Origin of the sequence: Paraburkholderia sp. RL17-373-BIF-A, from assembly GCF_046030175.1 — a bacterium.
GTDB lineage: Bacteria > Pseudomonadota > Gammaproteobacteria > Burkholderiales > Burkholderiaceae > Paraburkholderia.
This window is the reverse complement of sequence record NZ_JARESO010000048.1, coordinates 48,170-63,009: the sequence shown is the minus strand read 5'-3', so window position 1 is coordinate 63,009 and position 14,840 is coordinate 48,170. Positions and strand designations below refer to the sequence as shown.

Here is a 14,840-nt window from a genome sequence, read left to right as displayed (position 1 = left end):
GAAACTGCTCGGCTTTCTCGAGGTCTGGCCGATCGAATATCAGATAGCCTAGTGCCGACGCTTTCGTCGTGGGATTGGGATGACGGGCCGGCTGTGCAGTGGTCAGTTTCATAACGGATAAGAAATCAGGCGGTTCGAATGGAGGTTTCGACTTCCGGTGTCGGCACGCTCAAGGGGTTACCGAGCAAGGCAAGGCTCTCGCGCACAATACGGTTTGCATCGGTGGCCGGGCCGTCATGGACGATCGTCTTGTCGGGCCGGACTACCGCAGCCCACCCGAGGGGCACCAGCCCGGGAAGAAATACGCCTTCGAGGTCTTCCCAGCTGTCGCGCGGGGCAAGATGCAGCCGTTGCCCCCGGTGGGCAATCTGGACAACGCGCCCTCCGGCACGCCCAAACGCTGCGGCCGTTGCGTGCTCGAACGCAGCCGCCGCATCTACTCCAAACCCGATCAGCGTGAAGCCCTGGCCGAACACATCGTCGCTCAGACGCGTGGCGCCGTCCGAGCCTCGCACCCAGCCCTGCGCGATAACAGCGCCACGAACAAGCTTGGTCGACGAGCCACCCTTGACGAATAGCCCCCGGCGGAATGCATTCTTCGGCTTGATCTGCAGCTCCTCGAATTGGGCGCGCAGGCGCGGTACCAGTCGCGACAGACGCATCAACCCGTGAGTGAATAAGGCGACGATCCCACTCCGGGGCATGACGAGCTTGCCCATAAACTTCGCGAGGTCGATCATCGCCTTTGCGTGGGGGCGCCGCTCCTCGTCATAGGTATCGAGAATCCCTGCATCGGCACGTCCTTGCACCACCCATGCGAGCTTCCAGCACAGGTTGGCGGCGTCCCGAAGACCTGCGACCAACCCCTGCCCGACGAACGGGGGCGTGATGTGGGCCGCGTCGCCCGCCAGGAACACCCGGCCCTTGCTGAATGCATCGACAGCGCGCGCATGGAAGCGATATACGGCCTTGCGTTCGATGATCATGTCATCGACATTGCCCCAGGGGGAAAGCAACGCCCGGACACGCGCCTCGGATTCCATGTCCTCGCGACGCTCGCCAGGCCGGAGCATGAATTCCCAGCGTTCACGGCCGCCAGGCGCGACCATGTGCGGGATCGGCCGATGGTGATCGCAGATGAACTCGATGTGATCGATCGGACGCGGTACGTGGCGAGCATCGACGATCAGCCAGTCCTCGGCGAACGTCTTGCCCTTGAATTCCTGCCCAATGAGCTGGCGTACCAATGAACTCGCCCCGTCCGCGCCGACCAGATAGCGGGCCCGTACCAGATGAGTGCGCCCCTGCCCAAGATCTAACGATGCGAGCACGTGATCCCGCTCCTCTGTGAAGCTCCTGAGCTCGACCCCCAACGCGACGTGCGCACAGTCGTATGTCGCGAGCCGGGCGCGCAGGCACCGCTCCAGGTCTGGCTGGTAGAAGGTGACGAGCTTGGGATGACCATCCAGGCTGCCCAGCGAATTCACCCTGCCGAACAGGCCCAGCATGGGCGACCTCATGCGGACGTACGGTATGGCGATCGTCTCGAAATCGCTCTCCGCAACGCCGGCAAGCTGAAGGATGCGCAGCGCTTCGTTATCGAGCGCGATCGCACGGGGCGCCATGAATACTTCAGTCGACCTGTCGACAACCATCACGTTCACGCCGTGTCGTGCCAACAGATTCGCAATGGTGGCACCCACCGGTCCGCAACCCACCAATAAAACATCTACGGCCGACGGAAATGCCTCAATTGGCGCACGACCCTCGCCATCCCGGCTGTACGGCGCGAAACCATCGTTTGCTGCTGTCTCCACAGTCACTCCGTCTGTTGTTTGCTAGATCGGCGCTCGTGGGCCGTTAATGACATTAAAGTCATAATTGATTGTTTTGTCAATATAGACAATAGCATCTATACTTCGGTATGGCCAAAACTGGACCGATCATGCCGAACACTTCAAATCGCCCGACAGCAAAGCGCCCTACCCGTGCGGCGTCAGTCTCCCCGGTTGCCGTTCCCGAAGAACGCGAGCCGCGCGGTGCCCGTCGCAAGCGCGAGACGCGCGCCCGCCTGCTCGACGCTGCTTTGACGCTGATGGCCGAAAAGGGCATGGAAGGCGTAGCTATCAACGAAATTACTGAGGCCGCCGACGTCGGCTTCGGCTCGTTCTACAACCACTTCGAGTCGAAGGAAGCCATCTACACGACGCTTGTGGACAACGTGTTCGAGGAATTCGCCGACATGCTCGATCGCCTCGCGGCGGGCCTGTCCGACCCCGCAGAAGTGATCGCCGTCTCGGTGCGTCATACCCTGATGCGTGCGCGGCGCGATCCGGTATGGGGGCGCTTCCTGATACGGGAAGGGTTTTCAGCAGGCATGCTGAGCCGCGGGCTGGGTCAGCGGCTGCTGCGGGATATCGGAAATGGCATCGCCGCCAAGCGCTTCATGGTTGCCGACCCCTTCATCGGCTTTCTTTCGGTAGGCGGCACGGTGCTCGCGGCAGTTGCAGCCGAGTTGAATTTCGTCTCACCGGGCGCGCCGGCGGTGCAACTGCTCGAAGAACTCGGTTTCAGCGGAGAGCACTTCGCCGAGCGCACTGCCGCAACGCTTCTGCAGACACTCGGGCTCAAGCGCGCGGAAGCGGAAAAGATTGCAATGCGAGCGTTGCCGCTCATCGAGGCGGAAGTCGATGGGGAGTGAGGCGGGAGACGATAACGTAGGTGACGGGACTGGAGTCATCGCCCCGGCACAATGAGCAACGGTGCTTTCCGGCTGGCCTTGCCTACCAATCTGTATCCGGGTCTGGACTCCATGCAACCGCCGACGCGATGCATTCCTTTCAGACCCGCTCCGCAGCGCGTGCAACACGGCCCAGCCGTGGAGGCTCGGGGAACAGTAGATCGCACTAGTGGCAGGCGCCCGCTCGCGCTCGATCTCGAGCAGCGCCCGCTTCTCGGTCGCCTGTAGCCGCTCTTCGGCCAGTCCGGCGCTGGCCCGCAGCTTCTCGATCTCCTCCGAGAAATCCACACTCGCCTGCACCAGTGCCAGGTCGCGCGCGGCGTTTTCGTCCCAGTGCCACCTGCGCCGATGCGGTCGAACGCGTCCACAGCGTCGCGACCAGTTCGCCGGCGGCGGCCCGCAGGTCCGGTTGGTCGATCCGCACACGGCTCTTCGCGCGCAACTCAACCCAGAACCCGCCGAGCACCTGCGTCGGCGTGCTCATGCTGCCGCGCTTCAACAGCTGATACAGCCGGTTCGCGGTCGGCGTGATGCCGAAGCGGACGAACAGCAGCGCGCAGACATCACGGTACAGCTCGCGGGCCTTCGGAAATTCGGCCTTCAGCGGGTCGATTTCGGCGGCAAGGCGGACTTCATCAGGCTGAACGTCGGCCGTCACAGGCGAGGCAGTTATTGATCAGGCCTCACTTAGCGAAGCCAACCGGCAAACGGGCTACAAATGACAGCGCAGTTCTCGACCCCCTACCAGCCAAACTTCGATTGGCCACGCGCGGGAATAAAACTGTGCATGTCGACGGCAACGACACGCCGGTGGCCGCACCGATCAGTCGGACGCCTCCATCGCCCAAGCGCGATTTCGGCAAAATGCCTATAATGATTGAGCATTTTGCCGAAACGGAATTGCCATGACCACAATCGCCTTCGTGCCTACCGATGCCGGAAACCCGCGCCGGGCGGAACTGACGATGCTCGGGCAACTGCTTGACGCGCGCATTCGCAACGAAACCGATCTCGCCGAGCTCGCAAGCGAGCGGCTGGCCGTTGAAGTTATCGACCGCTTGACGGCGCAGGGACTGAAGGCGGATGAACTCGCATTCATCATTCCACGACGCACCCTGACTCACAGGCGTCAGCAGCACGAACGTCTCTCAACCGAGGAATCCGACCGGGCCATCCGTCTGGCGCGCATCCTGGCGCAGGCGACAGCGGTCTTCGGAAACACGGCAAAAGCGATGCACTGGCTGCGAAACCCGCAGAATCGCTTCACAGGCCGCAGTGCGCTTGAGATGGCTAGCACTGAACATGGGGCGCGTCTGGTTGAGGATGCATTGATCCAGATCGACGAAGGGTACTTCGCCTGATGGTCTTATGGAGAATCAGCAACTTCGCCGATCTGAAAGGAATTGGCGGACTCCGTGCACCCGGGAGATGGCATTTCGCAGGGCAACCTGTGGTCTATCTGGCAGAGCACCCTGCTGGCGCCCTTCTGGAAACGCTTGTGCATCAGGAAATCGGCGGTACCGCGGATCTCCCCGATACCTATCAACTGCTGAAGGTTGAGGTCGACGACGGCATGACGATCGCCGAAATGGAAGAGGATGGTTTTCCGCCCGATTGGCGCGACGATCAGGCTTGGACCCAGGCCGCCGGAACGGAGTGGCTCGCGCATGCAAATTCTGCCCTTCTCAAGGTGCCCAGCGCCGTGGTGCCTTTTGCCTTTAACTTCATCCTCAATCCCGCCCATAAAGATGCGTCGCTCATTGAAATCAGCGTGGCCATTGAGGTGCGCCAGGATCCGCGCACCCTCCGGCTTTTGACGCGGGCATAGCTGCGAATCTGCAAGGCGAATTTAACCGGTTCGATGGCTGAACCCTCTTTCATTGGATATTCCACCGCCCTCCATGACAGAACCGCGACTCATCGAAATCACGCCCGCCACGCACGGCGTCGACATTGACCTCGTCTATGCCACCGAGCGTAACCTGACCGGCAAGCCCATCTACAAGGAGGCCCACTGCCTGCTGCTCGAACCAGCCGAAGCCGGGCTGCGGAAGGCGGTCAAGATTGCCCGCGAGGCCGGCCTGACGCTGCGGATTTTCGACGCCTACCGTCCGCCCCAGGCGCAGCAGGTGCTGTGGGATTTTCTGCCGGATCCCACCTACATCGCTGAGCTTGGCCGTGGTTCGAACCATAGCCGCGGCACGGCGATCGACCTGACGCTGCTCGATGCCAGCGGCAGCGAACTCGACATGGGCACGGGCTTCGACGCCATGACAATCGAATCCGAGCACTTCCATCCTGGCCTACCCGAGCACGTGCAGAGCAACCGCCTGTTACTGCTCGGCATCATGCACGCCGCGGGTTTCACGCACATCAAGAACGAATGGTGGCATTACGAGCTGCCTGGCTCCCGTGCGCTGCCTCTGATCGACAACAGTGAAAGCGGCCCGTTACGCCTCATGTAGTGGCTTTCGATTTCCCCATCCGTTGTTCCCTGACAGGCTCTACCCCATTACCTTATGGAGCGAGTATGAAACTGGTACTGCGCAATGCATTGACGGCGGCAGCGATCGTCTCCGCCTTGACCCTGTCGTTCACAGCGGCCAGCCCCGCTGCGGCGGCGACGCCGAAAGACATGTTCGTCATGGCGACTTTCCTCGACGAATTCACCACGCTCGATCCCGGCGAAGTCTACGAGCTGGTGCCAGAAGAATATGTGGCGAATACCTACGACCGGCTGGTGCGAGTCGATCTGAAAGACCCGTCGAAGTTCAACGGTGATGTCGCACAATCATGGACCGTCAGCCCTGACGGTTTGACCTTCACGTTCAAGATCCGTCCGGGTCTCAAGTTCCACTCGGGCAATGCGTTGACCGCCGACGACGTCGCCTGGTCGATCCAGCGCACGGTCCTGCTCGACAAAGGCGCGGCCGCCGTGCTGCAAGGTATCGGCTTGACCAGGGACAACGTGCTCAACAACGTGAAAAAGATCGACGACACAACTGTCAGTGTGACGACCGACCAGAAATACGCACCGACGTTTGTCCTGAACGTGCTTGGCGCGTGGCCTGCATCGGTGGTGGACAAGCAGTTGCTGCTCTCGCATCAGAAAGGCAATGACTTCGGCAACGACTGGCTGCGCACGAACGAGGCGGGATCCGGCGCCTACAAGCTCGTCAAGTGGACGGCCAACGACAGCATCGTATTGCAGCGCTTCGACGGCTACCGCTTACCGCTCGCGATGAAGCGCATTGTGTTGCGTCACGTGCCGGAAGCATCGAGCCAGCGCCTGCTGCTTGAGAACGGCGATGTCGATGTGGCGCGCAATCTGAGCCCGGACGATCTCGCCGCGCTCACGAAATCCGGCAAGGCCCATGTGACCGCCGTGCCGCAGGCGACACTTCTATACCTCGGCCTCAACGTCAAGAATCCGAACCTGGCAAAACCGGAAGTCCAGGAAGCGATGAAGTGGCTGATTGACTATAACGGCATTCAGAGCAATGTCGCGAAGACCACCTACAAGGTGCACGAAACTTTCCTCCCGGAAGGCTTTCTCGGCGTGCTGAACACGAATCCTTACCAGCAGAACGTCGCAAAGGCCAAGGCGCTGCTGGCAAAAGCCGGACTTCCGAATGGCTTCTCCGTGACGATGGACGTGCGTAACGGCTACCCGTACGGTGAAATCGCCGAGGCCGTGCAGGCCAATCTCGCCCAAGGCGGCATCAAGGTTCAGATCATCCCGGGGGACAACAAACAGACGCTCGCGAAGTACCGCTCGCGCTCGCACGACATCTATATCGGCGAATGGTCTGCGGACTACATCGACCCGCACAGCAATGCGCAGGGCTTCACCTGGAATCCGGACAACTCCGACAAGTCGGCGTACAAGATGCTCGCATGGCGCAACTCGTGGAATATTCCTGATCTGACGAAGGAAACTAACGCGGCGCTCGCCGAATCGTCGACCGCGAGGCGTGCCGAACTGTACCAGACGATGCAGAAGCAGATGCTTGCGAACTCACCCTTCGTGATCATGTTCCAACAGGTCTCTCAGGTCGCCGCACGGCCGGGCGTGACGGGGCTCGAAGTGGGTCCGATCAACGACCTCGTGTCGTATCGCGACCTGAAGAAGCAGTAACGTATGCGGCGAAGGCGAAACTGTCCTGGTTTCGCCTTCGGCCGGGGGACCCATCATGTCGACTCCTCTCACGACTCTCGAACGCATGCGCGCGCTTTCGACTGAAAGCGCCAGCGTGCGCTGGACCTTGCGCCTCGTGCGCTGGATCTTCACGCTCGTGATTACCTTTACCGGCTTGCTGGCCGTCACGTTCGTGATCGGCCGCAAGATACCGATCGACCCGGTACTGGCGATTCTCGGCGATCGCGCCTCGGCGGCGGCCTACGCGGCGGCACGCCTGCAGCTCGGGCTCGACAAGCCGCTCACCGTGCAGTTCCTGATCTACGTGCGCGATGTGCTGCATGGCAACTTCGGCATGTCGCTGCTGACGGCGCACCCTGTCATCGAAGACATCCAGCGCGTGTTCCCCGCGACGCTCGAACTCGCGACCCTATCGACCATCATCGGTGTGCTGATCGGGGTGCCGCTGGGCGTGATCGCCGCCGTGCGCCACAACCGCTGGATCGATCATGTTGCACGTTTTATCGGTCTCGTTGGCAGTTCGGTGCCGGTGTTCTGGCTCGGACTGATGGGACTGCTGTTGTTCTATGCGAAGCTGCACTGGGTAGCCGGCCCGGGGCGCGTCGATCCCGTATTCGACGGTATGGTCGATACGCATACGGGCAGCCTGCTGGTCGATTCCCTCATCGCCGGCGAATGGGACGTGTTTTTCAATGCGTTCTCCCATATCGCGCTGCCTGCGTCCATTCTCGGCTACTACTCGGTCGCTTATCTGAGCCGGATGACGCGTTCGTTCATGCTCGAGCAGTTGAGCCAGGAGTACATCACCACGGCACGCGCAAAAGGCTTGCCCGAGCGCCGGGTGATCTGGCGTCACGCCTTCGGCAATATCGCCGTACCGCTTTTGACCGTCATCGCACTCACGTACAGCTATCTGCTCGAAGGTTCGGTACTGACCGAAATCGTGTTCGCCTGGCCCGGTATCGGCTCGTATCTGACTGGCGCGCTGCTGAATGCCGATATGAACGCCGTACTTGGCAGCACACTCGTGATCGGCGTCACGTTCATTGCGCTAAATCTGCTGACCGACGCGCTCTATCGTGTGTTCGATCCGCGCGCCCGCTGATGCCCCGCCGGTTTCTTTCGTGCTTCCCCCGTTCGATCAATCAACGCAAACGCAGGACTGGCCGATGAATGCCCCGCCCCGACGATGGAAAGACTGGCTGCTGAGCGACACGCCTGCGTCACGCAAACAGGCCGCGCTCGGCCTCGCTTATCGGCGCTGGCGACGCTTCGCGGGCAATCCGCTGTCTGTGTTCGGCTTTGTGATTCTCGCCTTGCTCATCGTCATCGCGGCAATCGGACCGCTGATCGCGCCGCACGATCCGCTGCAGCAGGTCCTCTCCGACCGCCTCCTGCCGCCGGGTTCGCCGTCACACTGGTTCGGCACCGATCAGCTTGGCCGCGACATCCTCTCCCGGCTGATCTACGGATCGCGGCTCACGCTTTCGATCGCGATTCTGGTCGTGGTGATCGTGGTTCCAGTCGGCCTCCTGATCGGCACCACCGCTGGCTTCTTTGGCGGCTGGGTCGATAACGCGCTGATGCGGGTCACGGACGTGGCCCTCGCGTTCCCGAAGATCGTGCTGGCGCTCGCGTTCGCGGCCGCGCTGGGACCGGGTGTCATCAACGCGGTGATCGCGATTTCGATTACGGCATGGCCGGCCTATGCACGTCTTGCGCGGGCGGAGACCCTGCGGCTCGTGCAAGCCGATTTCATTCACGTCGCGCGGTTGCAGGGCGCGTCGCAGATACGCATTCTCTTGCGCTATATCGTGCCGCTGTGCTCGTCGTCGGTGATCGTGCGCGCGACGCTCGATATGGCCGGCATCATCCTCACCGTCGCGGGTCTTGGGTTCCTCGGCCTCGGCGCGCAACCGCCGAGCCCCGAGTGGGGTTACATGGTCGCGTCGGGCCGCAATGTGTTGCTCGATTCGTGGTGGGTAGCCACCGTTCCGGGCTTTGCCATTCTGTTGGTGAGTCTCGCCTTCAACCTGCTCGGCGACGGTCTACGAGATGTCTTCGATCCGCGCCATGGAAACTGACATGCCAGCCGATATGACCCAGCCCCTGTGTGAAATCGACGACCTGCGAATCGGCTTTCGCGGTCACGACGGCGAATTGACGGAAGCCGTACGCGGCCTGTCGCTGACGCTCCATCGCGGCGAGCGGCTCGGCATCGTCGGCGAATCCGGCTCTGGCAAATCGCTGTCCGGGCGCGCGCTGCTCGGCCTGCTGCCGCCTGCCGCGCAATACCATGCGAAGGCGATGAAGTTCGATGGTCACGATCTGCTGGCGATGTCGGCACGCAAACGCCGGCAACTGTGCGGCCAGCAAATGGGCATGATCCTCCAGGATCCAAAATACTCACTGAACCCGGTGATGACCGTCGCGCAGCAGATGCGCGAGGCGTTCGAACTGCACGGCCCGAAGCTCGGCCGCCGCGAGATGCGCGAGAAGGTCATCGCGGCGCTGGCGGCGGTGCACATCCGCAATCCGGAGCGTGTCGCCGATGCCTACCCGCACGAGTTGTCGGGCGGCATGGGACAACGCGTGATGATCGCCATGATGGTGTCGTCCGGCCCACGACTGCTCGTCGCCGACGAGCCGACCAGCGCGCTCGACGTGCTCGTCTCGATGCAGGTGCTCGGAATTCTCGACGAAATGATCGAAAAGCACGACACGGGCCTCATTTTCATCAGCCATGACTTGCCGCTCGTGATGTCGTTCTGCGACCGCGTCGTCGTGATGTACGCGGGGCGCGTGGTGGAAACCTGTGCGGCCCGCGATCTCGTTCACGCCCAGCATCCTTATACGCGCGGCCTGCTCGCGGCGAGTCCACCGCTCATCAATCCTCCCGATGAACTGCCCGTGCTGAAGCGAGACGCAACATGGCTCACGCAATCGACGGGAGCGCCAGCATGATCGACGTCAACGCCCTGACGGTCCGCTTCAGGATTAAGACCGGTTACTTCGACGCAGTACGCGAGGCGAGCTTTCATGTCGGCGCAGGCGAAGTGTTCGGGCTGGTCGGCGAATCGGGTTCCGGCAAGTCGACGATCCTGCGTGCGTTGACCGGACTTGCGCCCATCGCCGGCGGTCATATGAAGGTCGGCTCACATGTTCCTGGAGAGAAGATCAACCGCTCCTTTCGACGCGACGTGCAGATGGTCTTTCAGGATCCATACGGCTCGCTGCATCCGCGCTTTACGGTTGATCAGACCTTGCGCGAGCCGCTGTCCATCAACGGCATCGACCGGCAGGACGAACGCATCGTGGATGCGCTGCGCGAAGTCGGCTTGAGTCCGGCGTATCGCTTCCGCTATCCGCATCAGTTGTCAGGAGGCCAGCGGCAGCGCGTCGCAATCGCACGAGCACTGATTCTCGAACCGCGTGTGCTGCTGCTCGATGAGCCGACGTCCGCGCTCGATGTTTCCGTGCAGGCCGAGATTCTCAATCTGCTGCGACGGCTTCATCGCGAACGCAATCTGACGATGATGCTCGTGAGCCACAACCTGGCCGTGGTCGGCTTTCTCTGCTCGCGCGTCGCGGTCATGCGCAATGGCGAGATCGTCGAGCAGTGCGATGTCGCTTCCATTCGCGCGCAACAGGTCGAGCATGAGTACACGCGCAGCCTGCTTCTCGCGACCGCGGGCTATCAGCGCAAGCCGGTTCAAGCATTATGAAGCGCATCTGTCCACGCGGGTCTTCAGAACGACCCACCGCCGCCCACTACGATATGTTGCCCGGCAATCGACCCACCATCCGGTCCGAGCAGGAATGCGCTCATGTCATTGCGTTGGGACTGATACTCACGACTGCAACACGAGAGAGTTCAGCCCTATGGCGTTCGGCCTCGGACGTCGGCGATCCGTGACCATGCTACGCATGCATTGCCGAATGCCATCGTTCTACAAAAGCCCAGCTTAATCGGCTTCCGCGGCCGCCTCGAAAGTTGCGTGGGCTGCCCTAACGGCATCGGCATGACTAGTAGTCCATTCGAACAGTGCACCGACCTGCTGTTCCAGCGTCCGGCCCAGTTCAGTGAACGCATATTCGACACCGAGCGTGCCCGAGGTCAACACTGTCCGGCGCACAAGGCCATTGCGTTCCAGTCGCCGGAGGCACTGCACCAGACTTTTCTGCGAAATTCCTTCGACGTCACGCCGAATCTCATTGAATCGGCGGCGGTACCCGTGGCCAGCGTCACCTGCACGTTGACAACCAGGCCGTACAGGTTGTCGGTCAATACATGACCCATACAACAGAGCATCGCACCCGTTCCTTTGCTCTTGTGAAACAGGCTTGCTCATTGCGCCGAGATTTACGCTCGCCAACGCGAGCAACAAAGCCAACTTTCTCATGTGTCGAATTCTTGTTAGTCGGCACGACCGGCGCGAGCGCTTTTTGTTATCTTCAGTGCCGCACAAGCGGCGTTACGCGCCAGATGTCACCGTCTCGACTATACGCAATCGCCTGCTCCAAGCTCCGCGCGTCACGCTTTACCATCTGCGATCCGTCACTACAAACCCCATCCCCATAAGGGTCAGCGTACTAAAAGGCTTCCGAATCGCGGCATAGACCTTCACGTTCTCTCGCGCATCTTTACCCACCGGTCAGTCTTGAAAAAGCACGCTGCCTTCAAACTGCGCGGCGACGGCATGCGCCTCGCCCGCATCTTCAGTAACGTGCGCGATCACGAAAGCGTGCTTGCTTGAGTCCCAAGCAAAGCCGTTACGCTACGCGAAACGAACGCGGCCATCGCCGCACTCAAATTTTGAGTCGCGAGACCTTGGTTCCCGAGAGCGACACATCTCCCATTAGACCGGCATTGGTCAGCACGATCGCATTGACTGGTGAAGTTGCCGTTGTCGTATCGATCGAACCGTTCGCACCGACTTTCAACACCGCAACCGACCCTTCTCCACCGACCGACCAGCCTTTGGAGTGGCGAAAGCTGTTGAGCGCATCATGGGTCATGAACAGGAAGATGATGGCCTTCGATTGAGCACCCGCCTGCAGGCCAAATGACCCCGATACCGTGTTGTAGTAGCCAACGGACTTCCCACCTACGCGCAATGCGCCTTCGCCGTACTCGCCACCGGCGACGAAGCCGACCTTGATCACCGATGGGAACACGAGCACACCGTTCGCCTTGTCGACCAATTCCCTGGACCCCTTGACGTTCGCGTACAGCTTCGACAAGGTCCCATGGACCTTTGCATCGATCGCCCGCCGCTTCGAATCGTTGGACTCGTTAGCAATGGCGTCCCTTACCGCCCCTAGGGGCACCGTGAGCGCAAGACCCGCGCCAACTAGTGCTGCGCCTGTCCGTACAAACACTCTCCTGTTCATCGCTACCTCCGTCGTCGTTGTTGGTTTGGCTAACTAATGGCACTGTTCATCCATAGTAAGTGGCTCAGCAGCAGGTGAATAGCCCCTCGAGGAAAACCGCAGTTCGTGTTCAGCCCCTATGGTATCTGTACGGTAGCGAACAGCAGTCACGAGAACTTTGGTGATACTGGCGTGCTTAATAGTGACCTCAAACGCATTTTCAGTAAGCGGTGCATCACGACCGTGGTTGACGGCGATGTGCGTCGCGTGGCGGCATTTGGTTGACGCCGGGCGCAGCAAAGGGGCGACACGCCACCGTAACAACTCGTCAACCCGATTGATCGGATGGTCTGCGATGTGGGTGATGATGACGTGACGCAGATATGCCTCGGGATCGATGCCGACGAGCTTGCAGGTGCCGATGAGGGAGTGCATCGACGCAGCACGCTCGCCTCCGCTGTCGGCGCCCATAAATAAGAAATTCTTCCTTGGCTGACGGTTCGTAGTGCGTTTTCCACGATGTTATCGTCGATCTGTACCACGCCGTCGTCGCAGTAATAGATGAGGGCTGCCACCGGCTCAGGAAGTAATTAATTGCCTTCGCCGTTTCCGACTGCAGCGGGAGGATCATTAGGTGACCCCGCAGCCATCCCCCAAGGTCGTCGAGTAACGGCCTTGCCTGCTCATCACAGTACTGTTTGAACAGCTTAGTTTGATCCCGACTCCACTCCGCTTTTCAAAGCGGTCGCTTGCTGAAATTTGCCGACGATGCGTCTTCGTGCGCACCATTATGGGGCTGAGTCTGCATGACTTCTTTAGGGTCGCGAAAAACCTGATCTGTCGGCTCACTACAACATGCAATCCATCCCGCTATCAATCGGATGGACAACGGTGAATAATAAATTTGCCAAAAAGAAAACTCTATATATGTAAAGGATTGCTGAGTTTATGCTGTCACGACCCAGAGATGCGGTGAGATTGACAGCCCGAGGTTTTCGCGATTTTTGTGCTTCGAGATCTGCGTTCTCCATTTTGTGAAGCTATTTCACCGGTAATTTTCTGGAGTGATGCAATGAAAAGAAACCTTATGGCGGCAGCCCTTCTGGGCGTGCTTGCGAGTGCCGCACAGGCCCAAAGCAGCGTCACGCTATACGGCCTGATCGATGCCGGCATCACCTACACGAACAGCCAACTCACAAGCCAAGGCGGCCGCAGCAACGTGCAGATGACGAGCGGCTCGGTGGAGGGCAGCCGCTGGGGCCTGCGCGGAGCGGAGGATCTAGGGGGCGGTCTGAAGGCAATCTTTACGTTGGAAAGCGGCTTTAACGTGAACAACGGGACCTTTTCACAAAGCGGTCGGGAGTTTGGGCGTCAGGCCTTTGTCGGCCTGTCGAGCGTCGACTTTGGTGCTGTCACATTAGGTCGCCAGTACGACAGCATGATCGATTATGTGGGGCCGTTGGCGCTGACTGGCACGGAGTATGGCGGAACGCACTTCGCCCACCCGTTCAACAACGATAACCTGAACAACAATTCCTTCTCGATCAACAACTCGGTCAAGTACCAGAGTGCGAACTATGCGGGTTTCCAATTCGGTGGGCTGTACGGCTTTTCCAACGCAGCAGGCGCCTTTGCAAACAACCGTGCATACAGCGTGGGCGCGTCGTACAGTTGGGGCCCCTTGAACTTTGGTGCCGGGTACCTTCACCTGAATAACGGCGCGAGCTCGCAGGCGGCGGCCAACTTCAATGCCAACGGCGCCGTGACGGATGGCCAGGCGCTCACTGCCGCGCGCCAACAGACGTGGGGAGCGGGGGTGAACTACGCGTTTGGACCGGCAGTCGTTGGTTTCGTATACACACAGACCAACCTGACTGAGATATTCCAGACTGGCTTGAGCACCCATATCCAGAACTTCGAGGGCAATATCCGCTATAACCTGACGCCAGCGATGAACGTGTCCGGAGCGTATACATACTCACGCGCGGGCGGTAACGCCGGAAGCGGTGCTCCGCACTGGAACCAGGTTGGCCTGCAGACGGGTTACAAGCTCTCCAAACGCACGGACGTGTATCTGCAGGGTGTCTACCAGTCAGTCAGCACGAGCCAGAACACCGCACTCGGGGTGGCGTTCATCAATGGACTGAGCGCGCCTTCATCGACCACCAACCAGGTCGAAGTGACGGCGGGCCTGCGTCATCGCTTCTAGAGCAAGCGCATGCACAAGCGCGACCTGCGAATTCGCCGGGTCGGGCGACATCGTGTATGCACTGCATTTGTGACACGCGGCGGGACACGTCAAGCACGGCCCGCCGTGAAGGCTAAAGGTTGTCAGCCGGGGGCGAACTTCCGTGAGTGAATACGTAGCAATCAGGTTGTCCTACAGCAGATGATGAAAAGACAGTTTATAGGACATGCGCAACGCAGCGGCCAGGCATACCCCGGACGCTTGGTCAACCCCACAATTCGAACGGACCACGCGAAAACGGAGCTTCGCTCAGTTCGCACTGGGCCGGTGGGCCTGCTGGATGATTCCGAAGCTTTCCGTGAAAACAGGCGGCTTCACGG

General features: G+C 60.4%; 13 protein-coding genes and 4 pseudogenes. 10 read left to right on the top strand and 7 right to left on the bottom strand.

All coding sequences use genetic code 11. The features are described from left to right. Together P0D80_RS37235 and P0D80_RS37230 are read right to left on the bottom strand one after the other, a co-directional pair. A pseudogene (locus tag P0D80_RS37235) lies at nucleotides 1-112 on the bottom strand (VOC family protein); the annotation flags it as partial. A gap of 13 nt (nucleotides 113-125) precedes the next feature. Next, entirely contained in the window at nucleotides 126-1,754 is a 1,629-nt protein-coding gene (locus P0D80_RS37230) for a bifunctional 3-(3-hydroxy-phenyl)propionate/3-hydroxycinnamic acid hydroxylase (RefSeq protein ID WP_408291264.1), read from the bottom strand. A gap of 191 nt (nucleotides 1,755-1,945) precedes the next feature. Between P0D80_RS37230 and P0D80_RS37225 the strand changes: the two genes are divergently transcribed. Continuing rightward, entirely contained in the window at nucleotides 1,946-2,701 is a 756-nt protein-coding gene (locus tag P0D80_RS37225) for a TetR/AcrR family transcriptional regulator (RefSeq protein ID WP_408291258.1), read from the top strand. A 210-nt stretch (nucleotides 2,702-2,911) separates the two neighbouring features. On the opposite strand, the pseudogene P0D80_RS37220 reads toward P0D80_RS37225, so the two are convergent. Next, nucleotides 2,912-3,398, bottom strand: a pseudogene (locus P0D80_RS37220) (DNA-binding protein); the annotation flags it as partial. Nucleotides 3,399-3,645: 247 nt separating this feature from the next. Between P0D80_RS37220 and P0D80_RS37215 the strand changes: the two are divergent. From P0D80_RS37215 to P0D80_RS37180, 8 genes are all read left to right on the top strand, one after another. Then, nucleotides 3,646-4,101, top strand: coding sequence for an Xre family toxin-antitoxin system antitoxin (locus P0D80_RS37215; RefSeq protein ID WP_408291255.1), 456 nt, complete (start codon nucleotides 3,646-3,648; stop codon nucleotides 4,099-4,101). Next, the gene (locus P0D80_RS37210) at nucleotides 4,098-4,568 is read left to right on the top strand and encodes an RES family NAD+ phosphorylase (protein ID WP_408178773.1); all 471 of its coding nucleotides are present in this window, start codon (nucleotides 4,098-4,100) and stop codon (nucleotides 4,566-4,568) included. The genes P0D80_RS37215 and P0D80_RS37210 overlap by 4 nt, the downstream gene beginning before the upstream one ends. A gap of 73 nt (nucleotides 4,569-4,641) precedes the next feature. Further along, a complete protein-coding gene (gene ddpX / locus P0D80_RS37205) occupies nucleotides 4,642-5,205 on the top strand; it encodes a D-alanyl-D-alanine dipeptidase (protein ID WP_408291262.1) in 564 nt (187 codons plus the stop codon). Nucleotides 5,206-5,270: 65 nt separating this feature from the next. After that, entirely contained in the window at nucleotides 5,271-6,878 is a 1,608-nt protein-coding gene (locus P0D80_RS37200) for an ABC transporter substrate-binding protein (protein WP_408291253.1), read from the top strand. Between the two features lie 55 nt (nucleotides 6,879-6,933). Beyond that, entirely contained in the window at nucleotides 6,934-8,004 is a 1,071-nt protein-coding gene (locus tag P0D80_RS37195; RefSeq protein WP_408291251.1) for an ABC transporter permease, read from the top strand. A 64-nt stretch (nucleotides 8,005-8,068) separates the two neighbouring features. Continuing rightward, nucleotides 8,069-8,983, top strand: a complete 915-nt coding sequence (gene nikC, locus P0D80_RS37190; protein ID WP_408291249.1) for a nickel transporter permease — start codon at nucleotides 8,069-8,071, stop codon at nucleotides 8,981-8,983. Between the two features lies 1 nt (nucleotide 8,984). Next, complete coding sequence (locus tag P0D80_RS37185) at nucleotides 8,985-9,863, top strand: ABC transporter ATP-binding protein (protein WP_408291247.1); 879 nt, start codon at nucleotides 8,985-8,987, stop codon at nucleotides 9,861-9,863. Next, entirely contained in the window at nucleotides 9,860-10,624 is a 765-nt protein-coding gene (locus P0D80_RS37180; protein ID WP_408291245.1) for an ABC transporter ATP-binding protein, read from the top strand. The genes P0D80_RS37185 and P0D80_RS37180 overlap by 4 nt, the downstream gene beginning before the upstream one ends. Nucleotides 10,625-10,864: 240 nt before the next feature. Here the strand turns inward: P0D80_RS37180 and P0D80_RS37175 are convergent, their stop codons facing one another. The 4 genes and pseudogenes from P0D80_RS37175 to P0D80_RS37160 form a co-directional block, all read right to left on the bottom strand. Beyond that, nucleotides 10,865-11,071, bottom strand: coding sequence for a winged helix-turn-helix transcriptional regulator (locus P0D80_RS37175; protein ID WP_408178771.1), 207 nt, complete (start codon nucleotides 11,069-11,071; stop codon nucleotides 10,865-10,867). Between the two features lie 23 nt (nucleotides 11,072-11,094). Next, nucleotides 11,095-11,247 (bottom strand): annotated as a pseudogene (locus tag P0D80_RS37170) (IS5/IS1182 family transposase); the annotation flags it as partial. 461 nt (nucleotides 11,248-11,708) lie between these two features. Beyond that, nucleotides 11,709-12,293 carry a BPSL1445 family SYLF domain-containing lipoprotein gene (locus tag P0D80_RS37165; RefSeq protein ID WP_408291242.1) on the bottom strand — a complete coding sequence of 195 codons (585 nt, stop codon included), beginning with the start codon at nucleotides 12,291-12,293 and terminating at the stop codon, nucleotides 11,709-11,711. Between the two features lie 282 nt (nucleotides 12,294-12,575). After that, nucleotides 12,576-12,954 (bottom strand): annotated as a pseudogene (locus P0D80_RS37160) (IS66 family transposase); the annotation flags it as partial. A gap of 390 nt (nucleotides 12,955-13,344) precedes the next feature. On the opposite strand from P0D80_RS37160, the gene P0D80_RS37155 reads away from it, so the two are divergent. Further along, nucleotides 13,345-14,481, top strand: a complete 1,137-nt coding sequence (locus P0D80_RS37155) for a porin (RefSeq protein ID WP_408178695.1) — start codon at nucleotides 13,345-13,347, stop codon at nucleotides 14,479-14,481. The last annotated feature ends 359 nt before the right edge of the window (nucleotides 14,482-14,840 follow it).

Excerpts from the sequence above, each read along its gene's own strand:
- P0D80_RS37195 (WP_408291251.1), top strand. The coding sequence starts at position 6,934 with ATGTCGACTCCTCTCACGACTCTCGAACGCATGCGCGCGCTTTCGACT.
- ddpX (WP_408291262.1), top strand. The coding sequence starts at position 4,642 with ATGACAGAACCGCGACTCATCGAAATCACGCCCGCCACGCACGGCGTC.
- P0D80_RS37165 (WP_408291242.1), bottom strand. The coding sequence starts at position 12,293 with ATGAACAGGAGAGTGTTTGTACGGACAGGCGCAGCACTAGTTGGCGCG.
- P0D80_RS37185 (WP_408291247.1), top strand. The coding sequence starts at position 8,985 with ATGCCAGCCGATATGACCCAGCCCCTGTGTGAAATCGACGACCTGCGA.
- P0D80_RS37215 (WP_408291255.1), top strand. The coding sequence starts at position 3,646 with ATGACCACAATCGCCTTCGTGCCTACCGATGCCGGAAACCCGCGCCGG.
- P0D80_RS37155 (WP_408178695.1), top strand. The coding sequence starts at position 13,345 with ATGAAAAGAAACCTTATGGCGGCAGCCCTTCTGGGCGTGCTTGCGAGT.
- P0D80_RS37225 (WP_408291258.1), top strand. The coding sequence starts at position 1,946 with ATGCCGAACACTTCAAATCGCCCGACAGCAAAGCGCCCTACCCGTGCG.
- P0D80_RS37200 (WP_408291253.1), top strand. The coding sequence starts at position 5,271 with ATGAAACTGGTACTGCGCAATGCATTGACGGCGGCAGCGATCGTCTCC.
- nikC (WP_408291249.1), top strand. The coding sequence starts at position 8,069 with ATGAATGCCCCGCCCCGACGATGGAAAGACTGGCTGCTGAGCGACACG.
- P0D80_RS37180 (WP_408291245.1), top strand. The coding sequence starts at position 9,860 with ATGATCGACGTCAACGCCCTGACGGTCCGCTTCAGGATTAAGACCGGT.